Below are 17,259 nucleotides of genomic sequence, written 5' to 3'. Positions count from 1 at the left end.
AGGATTCTCCGCATGATTCATGCAGAAAATCGCCCATCTCACCGACGAAAGATACGTGGGATAGTCTACCCGCTTACAATGTGATCCGTGAGACGTCTCTTAGAAGTGAGAAAGGGTGGCCAGATCTGGATCATAATAACATTTGCAATTCATCATGGTGCCACGGAACAAATGGCTTCGGCTTCTCAAGAAAGTTAATAAGACCATTTATGTCAGAGAGAGCATATGATGAGGATATTGCTATCGTACGCAGTCGGCTCGGAGAGAAGCAGGAATCCCTGTGCCTATGTCATGGCCTTAGTGCCGATTATTATCTGGCTCAGCGTATGGGCTGGAACGAAGAGACAGCAATCTTCAAGCAAGTTCGTCATGAAATTGAACAATCTGGTTTAGGCACAGACTTTGGATTGAGTAATTTTGAAATGGTTGGGGCTATGAATGGTGTCAGCGGACTTTTTATCGGCGAGCATCTTCTTTAGAGCCTGAACCAATAAAGGCGCCATTTGCAGCCAGCCACATAGGATTGGGTGCTCCCCAGATTGATAATTATTGCCTGCATCGACGAGATATCGCCATCATCACCTGTTGCCTCTCGGCATTGATATCAATGCCCATTTCCCGACGTGTCCAAAACGATTCTTTCGCCTGAGCGTTTTCGTGCAATCACGAACATCCCCGGTTGGCTGCGGATAGTTGCGTTGATCCGACGTTCATCCATCAGACTGAATGCAGTAGCCCAAGCATCCGCTCTCGCTGCATCACTGGCTACAACAGTCAACCAACGATAAAGTGCCGCTGAAAATCCGGTCTTTGGGTTGAGCAAATGGTTGAACCGTCCGGATTCTTCGAATTGAAACCCGCTGAAGCTGGATGTTGCGAGTGCCTGACCACGGATATCAACATATTCTTCGGCTTCAACTCCGGCTTCCAGATCGGCAATGCCGATGCGCCATGCCGTGCCGTCCGGCCTTGAACCAAGCGCGCGATATTCCCCTATATCGACCAGTGCGTGCTCGACTCCTTCCCTTCGCAACAATGCCGTCACACGGTCGGTAACGTAGCCCTGTGCAATACCGTTTAATGTCAGAGCCATTGACGGCTTGGAGAACGCAACGCGGTTCTCATCAAATAAAACGTGGTCGAACCCTACCTTTGCAAGCGCCTCGTCCCAAAGCAGCTGCGACGGTCCGTCGGGAGAAGGATTCTCTTGCGAAAAGTGCTTCTTCAGGCAGTTCCAAAGAGGCTGAACCGTCGGATCGAAAAGGCCGTCGCTGGCCTGCCAGCATTCATGGCAGATGCGCAGAACCTCAACCAGATCGGCTGAAGGCGATGCCAGCGCCCCATTGCGATTAAGTTCGGCAAGGTCTGAATCTTCGCGATAGAGGCTGAAGATGTTCTCCAGCCTTTTGGCCTCTTGCGCCGCTTCGCGCAGCAACCGTTCGGCAGTCGAACGATCCGGATGATAGAGTATGATCTTGGCTAGTGCCCCCATCGCCTGGCCACGCCAGATGATGGGCTCAGGAAGGTCGAGTGAAACTGCGTGTTTTGGAATGGCCCAAAACACTACTCCAGCCGCACCGCCAGCGAGTAAAAGCCGACGGCTGATACGGTGCCCACCTTCAATGCGCATGGCTCTCCGCTCCGGGATCGGAGGGCCGCATCGACTGACCGCCGAGAACGTAATCCTCCGGTATTTCGGTGAACGTGTTAATACGGCCGCCCTTTTCAGCGATGAACTTCTCTGCTGCTTCCCGTGTTGAAAACGGCACAGCCTCCTGTGCCCCCATCCCGCCTACAGCAGTGCTTTCAATCACGAAAAAGGCTTTGCGCGCATCGACCCAGTTTTCCGCTCCCGGCTCTTCCCAGCTTGGCGCTTTCCCCATATCTGAAACGTAGATCGCCGCGATCCCTTTTGGCTCCTCAGGCAGCATCGTAAAGGCGAGCGTATCACGGGCGGAAGAGAACCATACTGCCTCGTTTGTCGGCTCTAGAATGATCTGGCCCTTGGGGCCTGGGTGTTCCAGAACATTCATCCCGCAATAGCGGCCCATTGCGCTTTCCGTCAGAGCGAAAGGAGCAATGACTGCATCTTTCTTTTCATCTGGAGAACATCCGGCAAGCAGAACCAGCAACAGCGGGGCAAGAAACAGAGCGGGTTTCATAATTCTTTCCTCGAGAAAACCAGCATCGCAAGGGACAGTGGCAGCATGACCCAGAGACCGAGCGCCAGTGTCAGCGCTGAAGCCGAGAGCGTAGCGTTACCGGCTATGCCGCCCATGCCGGTCAGAGATCCAGCCTGTCCGAGACCAAAATTGAGAAGACGATAGGAATCGGCCGGGTTGAGCAGGAGCAGACCGTTGAGCACGCCGCCCCCAACAACACGGCCCTGATCGAAAACCAGCAGGGCAAGAAGCGCTGCATCATAGATCAGCACGAAAAACAGCCAGACGCCGATGGCGATACCTGCTGCTGTGCTCCGCTCGCGCACCAACGTGCTAGCGAGAAAACCGATGGCAATGAACACCGCGCCCAGCAGGATCGACGAGATAATGAGTTTCAACAGCGACAGCCAGCTTCTCGCATCCACGCCGGATCCGGTAACAATCAGTGCCACAGCCGCAGCGCCGTAGCCGAACAATGTCGCGAAAGCCAGAATGGCAAGCTGACCAATGAACTTGCCTAGAACCAGCTGAAACCGGCTTATCGGATAGCTCAGCAGCAACAGCATCGTGCCGCGTTCCATTTCACCAACGATTGCATCATGCGAAATGAGAAGTGCAATGAGAGGAATGAGGAAGATGGTCAGACTGGAGAGGCTGACGATCACCACGTCCAGCCTGCTTGCGGCAACCGAGCTGCCGGTGGGTGCGCTGCCGAGAAAAGTCATACTCAGGGCCAATGCTGCAAGCAGTAACGTGGTCGCCAGAACCCAGCGATTGCGCAAGCCTTCCTGAATTTCCTTGGAAGCAATGATGAGAATATTATTCATTCCGCTGCCTCCGCGCGCGCCGCTTCTCCGGCATTGAGAAAGTGGGCGTAAAGTTCGTCCAGCGTCGGCGGAACGAGATCAAGTTCCGTGAGATTGTCATTCATAGCCACGATTTCGCGGACAAGCGCCATCTTGCCTTTCGTCGGGGCTTCCGTTTCGAAGATATCCGGGCCGAGACGATGCCAGCACAATGCCGTATTGGCGGTTGCCGAAGGCAACCGGGAAACGTCCGGCGTCTGCACGCGTATGCGAAGCGGCAGTTGTGAAATCCGGCGCAACGTATCAATGGAGCCATCGGCGATGATCTTGCCCTTGTTCGCGATGATGACGCGCCCGACCTTGGTTTCCAGTTCGGTCAAGGCATGGGACGACATGAGGATTGTCGTGCCTTTGCTCCGCAGCTCTTCGAGAACTTCATAGAAGCTCTGGCGCAAGGCGGGATCGAGACCAGTCGTCGGTTCATCAAGCAGCAGAACGGATGGCTGACCGAGCAGTGCCTGAGCAAGCCCCAGTCGCTGGCGCATCCCTTTCGAATAGGTGCCAACCCGCCTGTTCGCAGCTTGGGCGAGGCCAACGCGCTCCAGCAGCTCAATATTTTGGGCAACCGGCATTCTCTTGAGCCGCGCGTAAAAGCCAAGCGTTTCCGCTCCCGTCAGCGCCAGATTGAAAGAGACGTGCTCAGGCAGATAACCAAGGCGCAATCTGGCGGCAAAAGCACCCGTCGCCGGATCCTCGCCCAGCACGCGAACTGCGCCCTTGGTCGGACGGATCAGCCCGAGCATGAGCTTTATCATCGTCGTTTTGCCGGCACCGTTATGGCCGACCAGCGCAATGCTTTCTCCGGCGTGAAGGCTGAAACTCGCCTCGCTGATGGCGTTGAACCCGCCATAGGACTTTGTGACCTGATCAAGAATGACAGTCTCAGTCATTTGGTTTTCCTTTCGCCGGATCGACCGGATGCGGCGGCTTCATAAGGGGATGGCTATCGACAACACCGCCCGGCAGGAGCGCTGGAAACTGGGTCTGTGCCCAGCGGATTGTCTCGATTGCTGGACTATTGATGAGAATTTTTGCCTGTGGCGCGGTCCACAAAACCTTATCGATCAGATCATTGGGTCGGTAAGGGCTGTCTGCGATACCATCGCCATTGAGATCGAAGGCCGGATTGTCACTCCAGTAATTGCCACGCCCATTGACCGACCAGTCGAGGTTGCGCGTGCCGACATATTTCACCTGATTGCGGTTATTGATGAAGGCGTTGCCACTCATGGCATTACCCTCCGAGCCGGCGGTAAAGTGAATGCCTATGCTGCAGTTCTCGAAACTGTTCTCGGTGAACTTGTTCTTGTTGGCATTGTAAATGAATACGCATTTTTCTGGACCGAGCCGCGCGGTCTCGCCTGCCAGCGTCTCCGCCTGGTCTTCAGCAGGAAGGCCGTGTTCAGCTTTTTGAACACCCGCATCCAGCCAGCGATCTATCGGCTGCATACGTCCGATCACACGATTGCCGGAAATGACCGAGCTGTTTGCATAATTGAGCAACAAGCCATGATCCCGGTCGCCGTCGGACAGGTTATCCAGCACCTTGAGGCGGTTGGTGTACATGATCGCGAAACCGACTGAATTGTTGCGCGAAACATTGCCGATGACCTGGCTGTCATCCGTGTACATGTAATGGACGGCGAACCGGACATCCTCCATCACATTGTTGCGGAAGATGTTCTTGCGGCTGGCATTGGTATAGATGCCGTCGCGCCCGTAGCGAATGACGTTGCCGATAACCTGTGCGCCGGGCGCATTCCAGATGGAAACGCCGCTGCCGGTTTGCGCCATCCGCACGCCTCGACGGCCAATGATCTCATTATCGCTTGCGATGGAGTTTGCAGCACCGTGCAGATAAATCCCATAGAGATTATCGATAAGGCGATTGTTCTCGACGCGCGCGCCCGTGGCGGTTTTAGCTACGAAAATCCCGGAATTGAGGTCCGGCATATTATCGCCCGAACCACGCACTTCCAGCCCACGCACGATAGCATCCGGTGCGTTGATCGTTATGGCATTGCCCAAGCCAAGTCCGTCAACAACAGCACCCGGCTCGCCGGTCAGTTCAATGGCGCGGTCAATCGTAACCGCGCCATTGTGTTTGCCTTTCAGGAGCCGGACGACATCGCCCGGTTCCGCTTTGTCGATAGCCGCCTGTACGCCTTCGCCTGCCACGACATCGATCTGCCGTGCCTGCAAACCGTCGCACAGAACGACGGTCAGCAGCATTGCAGCGCTCAAGGACTGAAACCGGCGGGGGAACATCATGGCAGTCAGGCCTTCTTCGGTTCCACGAGCATCCGGCCCTTCATCTCCATGTGCATGGCGTGGCAGAACCACGAGCAGTAATACCACCACACACCCGGCTTGTTGGCCGTGAAGGTGACAGATGCAGTCGCCTGCGGCCCCACCTCCATGTTGACGCCGTAGTTGATGATGGCGAAGCCGTGCGTAAGGTCTTCGATTTCATCGATATTGGTAACATACACCGTCACCTCATCGCCGTGCTGGACAGTGAACTCGGTGAGACCGAAGGCTGGCGCGGCAGACGTCATGTAAACGCGTACCTTGTTGCCGTCCCGGATCACCTCATTGGCGTCCATCAGGTCGAGGCCATCGGCTTTCGCCTGAGTGACAGCATCCGCAAAGAACGGGTCCTCGCGGCTCCAGAAATTGACGGGATTGATCTTCGAGCGATGAACGATGGTCGCATCGTGCGGTTCGGCAAAACTTGGCCCGTCATGGACAATCGCCATCTTCTCACCGGAAATGTCGATGAGCTGGTCATTTTCAGGCTTGAGCGGCCCCACATTGAGATAGCGGTCCTTGGAGAACTTGTTGAGCGAGATCAGCCACTGACCATCGGCGTCCTTGGTCTGGCCCATGGACGTGTGGTTGTGACCCGGCTGATAATGCACATCGAGCTTCTGCCGGATCGGATCGACTTTCTCACCCTTGAAGGCACGCTTGGCGTCCTCAATGTTCCATTTGCAGATCTGGCTGTCGATGAACAGCGTCGTATAGGCGTTGCCCTTGCCATCATAAGCCGTATGCAATGGCCCAAGTCCGAGTTCCGGTTCTGCAACCACTGCATCGCGGGGCTGGATCTTGTCGTCGAAAAGCTCATCAAACTTGCGAACGTCGAACACGGTAACGGTCGGCGACAGCTTGCCGTTGGCGACCACATGGATACCGTCTGGCGCGGTGTTGATGCCATGCGGGCTGTTCGGCACGGGAATGTAACGGGTATATTTGGAACCATGGCGTCCATCGATGACCGGAACGCCGTTGATTTCCTTGAAATCGCCCTTGGCAACCGCCTCTTCGATACGCTTCAGATTGAAGATGACGATCCAGTCCTGCTCACTCGACATCATTTCAGCGAGGGTCGTGCCTTCCTCCGAATTGTAGCAGGTGGCAAAAGCATATTTGCCCTGATAATCGCAATCCACGTTGTCGAGATTGCCGTCAACCATGATCTGCCAGGCAACCTTCATGGTCTCGCCGTCAACGGCCGTGAAGATCGCGTGATACTGCTTGGTGTCGGTCAGATTGCTGCCATCGTTCGGGATCGGTGCGCGATCCTCACCATTACAGAAAACATATCCGGTTTTCGGATATTTCTGGACGCGCAAGCCATGCACGGTGTGCTGGTTCGGAAGCTGAATAATCTTGTCGCATTTCATCACATCGAGGCGGATGCGGCAGACACGCGTATTGGCCTTGTCGTTGGCGTAGAGATAACGCCCGTCATAGGTGCCATCCGTGAAGGACGGATGCGGGTGGTGCAAGTCACCATTCAGAAATATACCACCGCGATCCTTCAGAAACTCTTGATCCTGCGGCAGAAGACCTTCGGTCAGCACCTTCAGGCTTTCGTTTGTCTGGCCCCAGCCGGTCGCGCTATCGCGATTGAACACGGGAATGCGCATCAGTTCGCGCATTGATGGCAGGCCAACGATACGGACCTCGCCGCTCTGGCCGCTGGAAAAGAAGACGTAATACTCGTCCAGTTCTCCAGGCTTCACCTCTGCGCTATGACCAGCGCCGCCAGCAGCAGCCAATGCCGGCTCGGTTGAGCCTGCAAACAGCGCCCCACCAAGACCGCTTGCACCGGCGGCAGCCACAAAGGCCGACGTGCCGAGCAGCTGTCTTCGACTGAGCTGCGTTTTCTTGTTTTCTTCAGACATGCTTCTCTCCTTTAGAAAAGTCAGGCAGCAGGACCGGTATCGGCAGCACCTTCAACCGGTTTTCCTTTGACTGAGATGACGGGTCTGGCCGGTCCACCGCCACGTTCGGCAGCCGCTGCGAGGGGGGCATTGCGGGCTGCGAATTTTTCACGCTTCACGCGCACCTGGATCATGTGCGGGCAGCGCTGGTCGTCGTGATAGAGTTCCTGACAATGCATGCAGTAGATGCATTCATTGACATTGATCTGGCCCTCGGGATGGATCGCCTCGACCGGGCACTCCTTGGCGCAACGATGGCAGGGCGAGCCGCATTCCGGCCATCGTTTCAGCCATTCGAACATGCGGATGCGTCCAGGAATGGCGAGAGCGGCGCCAAGCGGGCACAGATAGCGACAATAGAAGCGCTCGATAAACAGGCCCGCTGTCAGAAGTGTCAGGGCATAGACGACGAACGGCCAGTCACGTGCGAATTTGAGAATTATCGAGGTCTTGAACGGCTCGACCTCCGCGAACACTTCAGCCAGCGCGACCGAATAGAGCGACAATCCAAACAGGCCGAGGAAGATCATATATTTGAGGGGCCAGAGGCGCTCGTGCAGTCCCCATGGCAGCTTGACCTGGGGTACCTTCAGCCATTGGGCGAGATTATTGGTGAGTTCCTGAAGGGCGCCAAACGGGCACAGCCAGCCACAGAAGGGTCCGCGACCCCAGAACAACAGTCCCGCAGCCACCGATGCCCACAAAATGAAGATCAGCGGCGATGTCAGGAAGAATTCCCAGTTGAAGCCGGTAATCAGGGAGTTGGTGAAGGTCAGGACATTGACCACTGACAATTGCGCATTGTTGTAGAAGCCAAGCCAGACAAGGATGAACAGGAGATAGCTACGCCGCAGCCAGGTGAAGAAGCGCGGATGCCTGACCAGACTATTCTGGAAGAAGAAGATACCGACAAGAACTGTAATGGCGAAAGCGGTGATGACCACATTGGCACGATTCATCTCCCACATCCGGACCCAGAGCGGATTGCCCTCGCCCAGAATATCAGCGGCATTTGCTTCGCCGACCGGCTGCGGCTGACGAGGCGCATCGGCAGTTAGTGCGGATTGCGCTGGAGCAGGTTCCGGCAGCTTCACCAGATATTTTTCCGGCAAATTGTAACCAAGATCATAGCTGACATTGGCCTTGTCCCGCGCACCGAAGCCGCGCTGCACCAAGAGCTGCAAATCCCACGGTTCCGTTACGTCGAAGTCGAAGCCGTCCGGGACCTGAAACAGTGCTATCTCGCGCAGACGCGGCGCGCCGTCGGCTATGATGTCGCCGATACGGGTATGGTTCTTGTCACGGAAGCGTACGCCCTGCTCGTCCTGCATCAACTCGATGCGGTCAAAGATACCGCCGCGCACATAACCGGAGCCTTTGAAGGAATAGGCTCCGTCGCCAGCGACCAGGATCGCCTGACGCCCCGGCTTCAGCTGCTTTTGTAACCGTTCGTAGCCATCTTTCCCGAGTAGGCTGATACCGATCGACGGTACTGAGACCGGCGCGACGTAAAGCTCGATGAATTCGTCGTCGGGATTGGTTGTTTCAGGGTTTTCGGCGGCGCGATCATGTTTGGCGTCACGAAACGCCTGTGTCACGTCACCAACCGACAGTTTCAGGCTGCGAACCGCAGCCGTCGCCGATCAATGTTTGCCAGTCGTGTTCTTCACGAATCTGCAAATCAACCGCGCGTTGCACATTGGCTGCGACAGCCTGCACAGGAGTATTTCCGAGCCTCCCACTGCGGATAAGGCCGACTGCCGAGCGAACGACGCTGTCCCCCATGACGAGCACGGTAACTGTGGCACCGCTGACGATTTCCACCTGTGGCGGCTTGCTCTGGCCAGCGGCAACAGCACTCATATCACTATCGACCAACGAGTTCAGCGCAGCCACAACCTTGGCTTCGGGAATGCCGATCAGCACGATCGGCTCTTTGTGGTCTACCAGTTTTATGCCGCGTATGACGCCTTTGGTATCGATGCCTACGACAATATGGATCGGCTTGCCGGAATAGCCGATGGAACTGGTGAAATCTGAATTCAGGTAGGCATAGCCGATCACCTCGCCCCGCTTCATCAGTGGTGCGATTGGCGGCTCGCCTTGTGACTTGCCTATAGCGTCAGCCTCTTTGAAGAGCGCACTTGCTTCAACCTTGGGAATGTATTTTTCCAGATCAGCGGCAGATGCTGCGGTCTGCCAGCAAAGAACCAGAACCATCGCTGCCAGTGCGACGGTCCTGATAATTTCGAATAAAAAGGAAAATGGCTGGCTGACGCTTGGAAAACTCTGCTCCTGAAATCGAGAACCCGGAGCAACCACACGGCCCAGTAATGTTATTTTCACGTCCAACCTGCGTATGCTCAACGATTAATTGTGAGCATGTCTTTCGGTTGGAAATTATCGGATCAGACGTCGAGTTCTTTGCTCTGGCGCAAATGTAGCACACAAGGACCCAACATTATCAACGCTAAAGGATAATCCGACCGGCGTGAAACGAAGATCGATAAGATTATGCTTAAAATAGAAATGGGTTAGAGCGCCGATCTGTTTCAATCAGATCGAAACGCGCTCTAAAAACAAACAAAGGCAGGATTGTTCAGCACGTAAGTGCCATTGCTGGGATTTCATTTCGCGTTCGAGTCAGCGTTGCGCCCTCCGATCGTCACGGAGCCTTTGCCGCTTGCCATTTGATGACTCTAGACATTCCTTCCGACTGGATGGCGTGCAGCATATCACGCAGCGCTGAACCGAATGCGCCATCTGTCAAGGCCGCGGGGAGCACATCAGGGCACACTGACGCAACTGCACGGATTATTTCCTCGGATGTCTCAATATCTTCCAGTGCGATCTGGAGCGCGGTCGCCTTGGGGTCATTCAATGGAGCCGGATGGCCATCTGCTCCTTTTCGAGCCAGATAGGCGAGCCACGAAGCGAGGGCGAAGACAAAGGGCATATACGGCTTGCCCGATGCCAGTGCTTCCAGCGCTGGGATCGTGATGCGCTGCGGCAGCTTCTGTGTCCCATCCATTGCGATCTGTGCGGTGGAATGGGCGATAGATGGGTTGGAAAACCGCTCGGCAAGCGCCGCAGCATAAGCGTCGAGATCGATGGATAATCCCATTACAGTTGAGGCCGCTGCAGCGAGGTGGCGGCGGACAAGCGCGGCGTGATCGGGGTCCGCCATAACATCGCGGACAAGGTTTTTACCTGAGAGCTGTCCGCTATAGGCAAGCATCGAATGTGCCCCGTTCAGCATTCGCAGCTTCATGTTTTCATACGGAATGACATCGTTCACAAAAAGAACACCGGCACATTCCCATTGCGGACGTCCGGCACAAAATTTGTCCTCGATCACCCATTGGCTAAAGGGTTCGGTTTCAACGGCAGCGCGATCTTCTCGCCCTGTTAGCTCCATAGCGAGTTTGGCAGTCTCGGCATTTGATGCCGGCGTAATCCGGTCCACCATGGTAGAAGGGAAGCTGACATTGTTCGCGATCCAGCAAGACAACTGCTCGCCATGAGTTTCGCGGGCGAAGGCCAATGCGGCGTTCTGCAACTTCTGACCATTATGGGAAAGATTATCGCAACTGAGCACGGTGAAAGGTGGTAATCCGCCGGCCATGCGACGAGAAAGTGCTGCTACGATAAGGCCGATCACACTGGTAGGTTCTTCCGGATTAGCGAGGTCGGCGGCGATAGCTGGATGCGCGCGATCCAGCCTGCCGTCACTGGTGATGCCATATCCTTTTTCCGTCACGGTCAAACTGACGATACGACATCCGGGCGAGGTCATCGCAATCACAGCATCACGGCCTACCGTCGGGCCGGACAGCACCCGGTCCAGGGCGCCAATTACACGTGCTTCGGTTACGGGGCCGCGTATGATCAGGGTATAGCGGCCGTCTTGCGGGTTCAAACTATCAGCAACGGCGGTGCCACGCAGCGACACCCCCGTCACGCGCCAATCGCCCCCCTTTTGCGCCAAAACGCTATCGGTATAGGATAAGAGGTGCGCGCGGGCAAAATTGCCAAGACCGAGATGAACAATGCCGGCACCATAATTTTCCGGATTATAAGCGGGCCAACTGGCCGCTGCAGCATCGTTTGCCAGTGCTGAAAGCCGTATCACTTGTTGATCCTGACATCTGGATGGGACAAGGCAGTCATGATCCCGCGCAATTCGGCCAGGCCTTTCAGGCGCCCGATGGATGGATATCCCGGCTGAGCGCGCCGGTTCAGATCATCGAGAATGTCCTGCCCGTGATCAGGGCGTATCGGAATGCACCAGTCCGCACGACCTTCAGCTTTGCGGCGGTTTTCCTCTGCCAGAACAGCAGCAATCATGGCCACCATATCCGTGTGACCTTCAAGATGTGCGGCCTCATGGAACGATCCACCAAGGTGGGGCTCTTCAAGTGCAACATTGCGCAAATGCAGGAAATGTACGCGGTCGCCCAGACGCTTCATCATGCCCGGCAGATCATTATCGGCGCGCGCGCCGAGTGACCCAGTGCAAAGCGTGATGCCGTTTGCGGGAACGTCTACTGCATCCATGATGGCCTTGTAATCAGCTTCGGTAGACATGACGCGCGGCAGTCCGAGAAGCGGGAACGGCGGGTCGTCCGGATGGCAGCACAGACGCACACCGAGCTCTTCCGCAAGCGGACTCACCTCTGCCAGAAAATCGATCAGGTGGTTCCGCAGGCGCTCTGGCGAAATATTGTCGTAATGGGCGAGATGAGCCTTTACGTCGTCCATTGACATGCGCTCGGCAGCGCCAGGCAGACCGAAAACGACATTGCCGGAAAGCTCAAGCCGCCGCTCCTCGGACATTTCCGCAAAACGTTTGCGCGCAGCTTCGATGAACTCGGGCTGATAGCCATCCGACGCGCCCTTGCGCTCCAGCAGAAACAGGTCGAAGACGGCGAAGTCGAGGGCATCGTAGCGCATACAGGTCGCTCCGTTTGCCAGCCGATAGGCAAGGTCGGTGCGTGTCCAGTCGAGGATGGGCATGAAATTGTAGCAGATGACTTCGATGCCCGCCTTGTGCAGGTTACGCATCGATGTCTTCCAATTGGAGATATGGGTCTTCCAGTCTCCTGTCTGGCGTTTGATATCTTCTGAAACCGGGAGGCTTTCCACGACTTCCCATTGCAGCCCGGAAGGTTCGCCATTTGTCATCCGGGCGATTTCAGCTTGCCGTTTTGCAATTTCGGCAGGCGACCAGATCGTACCGGTTGCCACATGGTGCAGGGCAGTGACAACACCTTCCACACCGGCTTGCAGCATATCATCTATGGATACGAGGTCCTTGGGGCCAAACCAGCGCCAGGTCTGTCTCATTTATTCGTCTTTCCTGTTTTCAGTGCGATGCTGACGCATCAGCGAAACTAATCTGAACCTTTACGGACCGGGAACGATCCGTAGCCGCCTGAAAGGCAGACAAGGCTTCTGTCATGGGAATGGTTGCGGTGATGATCGGCCGGGGATCGATAGCCTTCGATCCAATAAGGTGCACGGCCTCGGCGAATTCTGTATCGAACCGCTGTGAGCCGACAAACTGGATTTCTTTGCCCACCATGACGTTGAGAGGCAGGACAGTCGGTCCGGCGACACCAACCTGTACAAGCGTACCGAGCGGCCGCAGGCAGGAAATTGCATCACCGATGGCCGGTGCCGCAGCCGAGCATTCAAATACCAGATCGACCTTGCCCTTGCCTTCCTGCCAGCGGGCTAACCCCGTCGGATTAGTTGCAATATTGACCGCATGATCTGCACCCATGCGCGAGGCGATGGCCAGAGTGGCGTCCTGAATGTCGGTCACGATGATTTCTGAAGCGCCGCGTTGTCGCGCCACCGCCACGCAAAGGGCGCCGATCGGGCCTGCGCCGGTCACCATGACGACCTTGCCAGCAAGGCTGCCTGCAATCGCTTCACCGCGATTGGCTGCGTGAAGGCAGACTGCCAGAGGCTCAGAGCAGGCCGCAGCTCCAGGATCGATTCCATCCGGGACAGGCACGCACTGGTCAGCCGCAATCACGATCCTGTCACGGAACATGCCCTGTTCATGCGGAAGGTACATTGCTGAACCTTTGAAGCGCATCGCGCTGCAATGGCGTGGCAGGTTTTGCTGGCAGAAACTGCAGGTGCCGCAAGGCTGCGAAGGGTTCATGGCAACGAGCTGGCCCAGTGCCAGACCCGTTACTCCCTCGCCAAGGGCCTTGATGCGTCCCGAGGCCTCGTGTCCAAGGATGATCGGTTCCCGGACCCGGATGGTGCCTATTCCGCCTTCCAGCCAATAATGCAAATCCGATCCACAGATTCCGCCTGCTTCGACAGCGACCAGCACTTCTCCTGGCCCCGGCGTTCCGACAGACCGGGTCTCGATCCTCAGATCATCCTGTGCGTGAAGGCAGATCACGCGCGTGTTCGACAACTCACTCATTTCCACCTCACGGCATCAATGTGTTAGGCAGCCAGGTTGCCAGAGGCGGCATGTAGCTGACCATCAAAAGAACAATCAGATTGGTGATGATGTAGGGAATGATTGCCCTGATTACCGGGGAGAGCGGGAGCCGCGCAATATTGGAAGCGACAAACAGGCAAACGCCGACCGGTGGCGTCGTCAGACCGATCATCAGGTTCAGGACTGCAAAACAGGCAAAATGAAGGGGGTCGATACCAACCGCCATTGCCAGAGCCTGCAGAGGTACGAACAGAATGATCAGAGCTGCAATCGTCTCCATGAACATGCCGACGAACAGAAGCAGAATGTTGATCAGCAGGATAACGAGAAACTTGTTGTCGGTGATGGAAAGAACTGCGTCGGCCAATGTCTGCGGGATACGTTCCGCCACGAGAATCCAGCCGAATACATTGGCAGTGCCCACCAGTACCAGAATTCCAGCCGAGCTGATTGCGCTATCGATGATGATCTTCGGTATCCGGCTTACCGGCAATTCTCTGTAGACGAACAGCCCCACTACCGCCGCGTAAAGGCAAGCAACCACAGCCGTTTCAGTTGGCGTCGTAATGCCGACAAGCAAGCCACCCACAATCAGGGCGGTCATTGCAATCGCCCAAATTGCACCGGTAAACGAAGATAGCAACTCCCGGGCACCCCTCCAATCCTCGCGGGGGAAGCTTTTCTTCTTGGCGATGAAATAGGTCGTCACCATCATGGCGAACCCCATCAAAAGCCCTGGAACCGCACCTGCCAGAAACAGCTTGCCCACCGAAAGTCCGGAGAGCGATCCGACGATAATCATCGGCACACTTGGCGGAATCATGGGGCCGACCGTTGATGAGGCAGCGGTGACGGCAGCGGAGAAATCCGCTGGATAACCGACCTTTTTCATGCCGGGGATCATCATGCCGCCAACGGAGGCCACATCGGCGACCGCGGTTCCCGAAATGCCGCCAAAAAGCATTGAGGCCGCGATATTGGCCTGGGCCAGCCCGCCGCGCATCCAGCCCACTAGGGCATTTGCAAAGCGAATAATCCGCTCGGTGATACCGCCGGAATTCATCAGATTTCCGGCCAGAATGAACCCCGGAATGCACAGCAAAACGAAACTATCCATCCCGGCATACATTTTCTGAGGAATGACAACCAACGGGATGTCTGCGAATAGAAGATAGGCCATCGAGGAAAGGCCCAATGTCACAGCTACAGGCAAGCCGATGGCAAGGCCCAGCACGAATGTGCCAAGAAGAAGGGTCAGCCCCATCAATTTTCCTCCGAATTGGGGATGGCGCGCCCGTCATGACGGCCCGACAGCATTTCAATGATGCGCATCAATGCCCAAAGGCCCAAAGCGACAAGAAGAACGAGCTGTGTTGCGTGGACGAAATCCATACGCCAGCCGAGTGACGGAGCAGTCTGACGGCTACCGATCATGGTATAATCCCATGCAGCAGGCAGAAGAGTAACGGCGAAAACCACAGTTAATGCGGCGCTTATCAGTCGCAGCAGCCATGGCATACGTCCAGGAAGGCTTTCGCAAAGAAGGTCGACATTGACCATATCGCCACTACGCAGCGCGAGGCCCGCACCGAGCGCACCAATATAGAGCAGGCAGAATCTGGTCAGCTCCTCGGTCCAGACCGGGGCGCTGCTCAAAAAGGTACGGGCATAGACCTGCAACAGCACCGCGCCCATCAATATGAGAAATGCTGCCAGTATCAGAAGGCGACATATGCCTTCCAATCCCTTGAATAGTTTTGTCATGGTGTCCTCGACCTGGCAGCTGCCGGATTGAATCCGGCAGCCCCGTTATCTCAGTCGTTGAAAATCTGTTCGACCAGCGGACGGATTTCCTGTGGCACGGAGTTGATGACGGCGTCGCGTGCCTTTTCTGCAAAGGCCGCCTGATCCACGTCGACAAACTTCACCCCCCGGCCTTCCAGATCGGTGACGAGTGCCTTTTCGTCAGCTATGAACAATTCACGTTCATAAGCCTGCGTGACCTTGGCTGCTTCCTGCAATGCAGCTTGGTCAGCCTCCGAAAGCTTACCCCAGCTTCGTTCCGATATAGCCAGATAGATCCACGAACGAACATGTTCTGTCTTGTTGATGACTTTCTGGACCTCATAGAAGCCGCCTGACTTGAAAAGCGCGAGCGGATTTTCCTGACCTTCAATGGTACCATTCTGGAGCGAGGTGAAAACTTCGGAGAAGGCCATCGGGGTTGGATTCGCACCGAGCGATTGCCATGCGGCAACAAAGATCGGCACATTCGGTACGCGAAGCTTGAAGCCTTTCAGGTCTTCCGGCTTTGTTATCTCCCGATTGGCTGAAAGATTGCGCGGACCCCGCGCGAAATAGGTCAAAGGGCGAACGCCTGCCTTCTCGATGATTTCCGCCTCGATCTGCTTGCCGATCTCGCCGGATGCAATCTTATCCATATGTTCAAGAGATTTATACGCATATGGCAAGGCTAATAAGGCCGCCTTCGGAGCCCAGTTCTGCAGACTCTCGCCGGTGATGGTCATATCGGCTGTGCCAAGCTGCATACCATTGATGAGGTCGATTTCCTTACCGAGGGATTCATTTGGATATACTTCGACGACGACGCGCCCCTCTGTACGAGATTTAACCTCTTCAGCGAATTTCAGAGCAGCCTTGTGCCAGATATTTTCTTCATTGGCGAGATGACCGAGTTTAAGTGTTACCTCCTGCGCCAGCGACGTTCCTCCCATGACTGCAAGAACAACACAGGTTGCCGCCAGACGCGTAAGACTCCGAAGTTTCATTTCTACCTCCTCTAGATAATGTTTTTGCTACTGCGCGCCCTTACAGAAAATATTCGGGCCGCTCCTGTTCAATGATAGGCAGATCACTCAGAATGCCTCGCAGATGCGCCCGTATTGACTGCTCAGCATCGCCGACATTGCCTTCCGCAATTCCGTCCACGACGGCGCGATGTTGCGCGATAAGGCGATCGACCGGAAAATGCATGCTGGAAAGAAACCGTACCCGGTCCATCTGGGCTTTCATCTCAACGACTACGTGCCAGGCTTTGCCCTTGTCAGCCCCCTCGGCCAGAGTGCGGTGAAATATTTCGTCCGCTTCCATGAAATCCCGAGCAGATCCGCCGATGAGTTTTTCCTGGCGAACAAGCTGGGCCCGTAATTCGGCAACAAGCGCGCAATCGGGCGATTGAGCCAGGAGCTTAACGATGTCGGCCTCCACAGCTTCGCGCACAAAGCGTGCGTCCATTACGGCCCGCAGCGAAATTTTCGCAACGAACGTGCCTCGCTGGGGCCGAACCTCAAGCAACCCTTCATTGGCAAGCTTGATGAAGGCCTCGCGCACAGGCTGACGGCTAACCCCATATTGCTGGGCCACGTCCGCCTCGGAAATCCGGGTGCCGGGCGACAGCGCATTGTCAATGATGGCAGCTCGTAATGCGGCGTAAAGCTGATCAACCACACTGACGTGCTTCGGCTGTAACAACGGGCTTTGCATAAATTTCTCCTCGGCTTTCAGATATA

The 17,259-nt window shown here is 55.8% G+C and carries 14 protein-coding genes and 1 pseudogene; 1 reads left to right on the top strand and 14 read right to left on the bottom strand.

The window, feature by feature from the left end; all coding sequences use genetic code 11:
* A partial coding sequence (locus tag JNC70_RS15830) for a lanthionine synthetase LanC family protein (RefSeq protein ID WP_374788657.1) occupies window positions 1–479 on the top strand: 479 nt, incomplete at its 5' end.
* Between the two features lie 125 nt (window positions 480–604).
* On the opposite strand, the gene JNC70_RS15825 is transcribed toward JNC70_RS15830, so the two are convergent.
* The 14 genes and pseudogenes from JNC70_RS15825 to JNC70_RS15760 form a co-directional block, all read right to left on the bottom strand.
* Window positions 605–1,630 carry an FAD:protein FMN transferase gene (locus tag JNC70_RS15825; RefSeq protein ID WP_104755309.1) on the bottom strand — a complete coding sequence of 342 codons (1,026 nt, stop codon included), beginning with the start codon at window positions 1,628–1,630 and terminating at the stop codon, window positions 605–607.
* Window positions 1,620–2,162 carry a nitrous oxide reductase accessory protein NosL gene (locus JNC70_RS15820; RefSeq protein WP_104755310.1) on the bottom strand — a complete coding sequence of 181 codons (543 nt, stop codon included), beginning with the start codon at window positions 2,160–2,162 and terminating at the stop codon, window positions 1,620–1,622. The genes JNC70_RS15825 and JNC70_RS15820 overlap by 11 nt, the downstream gene beginning before the upstream one ends.
* Window positions 2,159–2,989 (bottom strand): DUF2705 family protein, encoded by an 831-nt coding sequence (locus JNC70_RS15815; protein ID WP_104755311.1) that lies wholly within the window; start codon window positions 2,987–2,989, stop codon window positions 2,159–2,161. The genes JNC70_RS15820 and JNC70_RS15815 overlap by 4 nt, the downstream gene beginning before the upstream one ends.
* The gene (locus JNC70_RS15810) at window positions 2,986–3,918 is read right to left on the bottom strand and encodes an ABC transporter ATP-binding protein (RefSeq protein ID WP_104755312.1); all 933 of its coding nucleotides are present in this window, start codon (window positions 3,916–3,918) and stop codon (window positions 2,986–2,988) included. The genes JNC70_RS15815 and JNC70_RS15810 overlap by 4 nt, the downstream gene beginning before the upstream one ends.
* The gene (locus JNC70_RS15805) at window positions 3,911–5,299 is read right to left on the bottom strand and encodes a nitrous oxide reductase family maturation protein NosD (protein ID WP_104755313.1); all 1,389 of its coding nucleotides are present in this window, start codon (window positions 5,297–5,299) and stop codon (window positions 3,911–3,913) included. The genes JNC70_RS15810 and JNC70_RS15805 overlap by 8 nt, the downstream gene beginning before the upstream one ends.
* A gap of 5 nt (window positions 5,300–5,304) precedes the next feature.
* Window positions 5,305–7,221: a TAT-dependent nitrous-oxide reductase gene (gene nosZ, locus JNC70_RS15800; RefSeq protein ID WP_104755314.1), complete on the bottom strand. Its 1,917-nt coding sequence runs from the start codon at window positions 7,219–7,221 to the stop codon at window positions 5,305–5,307.
* Window positions 7,222–7,241: 20 nt separating this feature from the next.
* Window positions 7,242–9,480 (bottom strand): annotated as a pseudogene (locus JNC70_RS15795) (4Fe-4S binding protein).
* A gap of 445 nt (window positions 9,481–9,925) precedes the next feature.
* Entirely contained in the window at window positions 9,926–11,392 is a 1,467-nt protein-coding gene (locus JNC70_RS15790) for a mannitol dehydrogenase family protein (protein ID WP_104755315.1), read from the bottom strand.
* On the bottom strand, window positions 11,389–12,606 hold the full coding sequence (gene uxuA, locus JNC70_RS15785; protein ID WP_104755316.1) for a mannonate dehydratase: 1,218 nt from the start codon (window positions 12,604–12,606) through the stop codon (window positions 11,389–11,391). Before uxuA ends, JNC70_RS15790 begins: the two co-directional genes overlap by 4 nt.
* A gap of 19 nt (window positions 12,607–12,625) precedes the next feature.
* Window positions 12,626–13,708, bottom strand: a complete 1,083-nt coding sequence (locus JNC70_RS15780) for an L-idonate 5-dehydrogenase (protein WP_104755317.1) — start codon at window positions 13,706–13,708, stop codon at window positions 12,626–12,628.
* Window positions 13,709–13,715: 7 nt separating this feature from the next.
* Window positions 13,716–14,993, bottom strand: coding sequence for a TRAP transporter large permease (locus JNC70_RS15775; protein WP_104755318.1), 1,278 nt, complete (start codon window positions 14,991–14,993; stop codon window positions 13,716–13,718).
* Window positions 14,993–15,493, bottom strand: a complete 501-nt coding sequence (locus JNC70_RS15770) for a TRAP transporter small permease (protein WP_104755319.1) — start codon at window positions 15,491–15,493, stop codon at window positions 14,993–14,995. The genes JNC70_RS15775 and JNC70_RS15770 overlap by 1 nt, the downstream gene beginning before the upstream one ends.
* A 50-nt stretch (window positions 15,494–15,543) precedes the next feature.
* Window positions 15,544–16,518, bottom strand: coding sequence for a TRAP transporter substrate-binding protein (locus JNC70_RS15765; protein WP_104755320.1), 975 nt, complete (start codon window positions 16,516–16,518; stop codon window positions 15,544–15,546).
* A gap of 40 nt (window positions 16,519–16,558) precedes the next feature.
* Window positions 16,559–17,233: a GntR family transcriptional regulator gene (locus tag JNC70_RS15760; RefSeq protein WP_104755321.1), complete on the bottom strand. Its 675-nt coding sequence runs from the start codon at window positions 17,231–17,233 to the stop codon at window positions 16,559–16,561.
* Window positions 17,234–17,259: the final 26 nt, after the last annotated feature.

The sequence above is a fragment of the Brucella oryzae genome (genome assembly GCF_041929965.1).
GTDB classification, from domain to species: Bacteria; Pseudomonadota; Alphaproteobacteria; order Rhizobiales; family Rhizobiaceae; genus Brucella; species Brucella oryzae.
The sequence above is the reverse complement of the archived record's forward strand: the minus strand, read 5'-3'. Positions and strand labels throughout refer to the sequence as shown.

Coding starts and splice junctions, on each gene's coding strand:
- JNC70_RS15825 (WP_104755309.1), bottom strand. CDS start 1,630: ATGCGCATTGAAGGTGGGCACCGTATCAGCCGTCGGCTTTTACTCGCT.
- JNC70_RS15820 (WP_104755310.1), bottom strand. CDS start 2,162: ATGAAACCCGCTCTGTTTCTTGCCCCGCTGTTGCTGGTTCTGCTTGCC.
- JNC70_RS15815 (WP_104755311.1), bottom strand. CDS start 2,989: ATGAATAATATTCTCATCATTGCTTCCAAGGAAATTCAGGAAGGCTTG.
- JNC70_RS15810 (WP_104755312.1), bottom strand. CDS start 3,918: ATGACTGAGACTGTCATTCTTGATCAGGTCACAAAGTCCTATGGCGGG.
- JNC70_RS15805 (WP_104755313.1), bottom strand. CDS start 5,299: ATGATGTTCCCCCGCCGGTTTCAGTCCTTGAGCGCTGCAATGCTGCTG.
- nosZ (WP_104755314.1), bottom strand. CDS start 7,221: ATGTCTGAAGAAAACAAGAAAACGCAGCTCAGTCGAAGACAGCTGCTC.
- uxuA (WP_104755316.1), bottom strand. CDS start 12,606: ATGAGACAGACCTGGCGCTGGTTTGGCCCCAAGGACCTCGTATCCATA.
- JNC70_RS15780 (WP_104755317.1), bottom strand. CDS start 13,708: ATGAGTGAGTTGTCGAACACGCGCGTGATCTGCCTTCACGCACAGGAT.
- JNC70_RS15775 (WP_104755318.1), bottom strand. CDS start 14,993: ATGGGGCTGACCCTTCTTCTTGGCACATTCGTGCTGGGCCTTGCCATC.
- JNC70_RS15770 (WP_104755319.1), bottom strand. CDS start 15,493: ATGACAAAACTATTCAAGGGATTGGAAGGCATATGTCGCCTTCTGATA.
- JNC70_RS15765 (WP_104755320.1), bottom strand. CDS start 16,518: ATGAAACTTCGGAGTCTTACGCGTCTGGCGGCAACCTGTGTTGTTCTT.
- JNC70_RS15760 (WP_104755321.1), bottom strand. CDS start 17,233: ATGCAAAGCCCGTTGTTACAGCCGAAGCACGTCAGTGTGGTTGATCAG.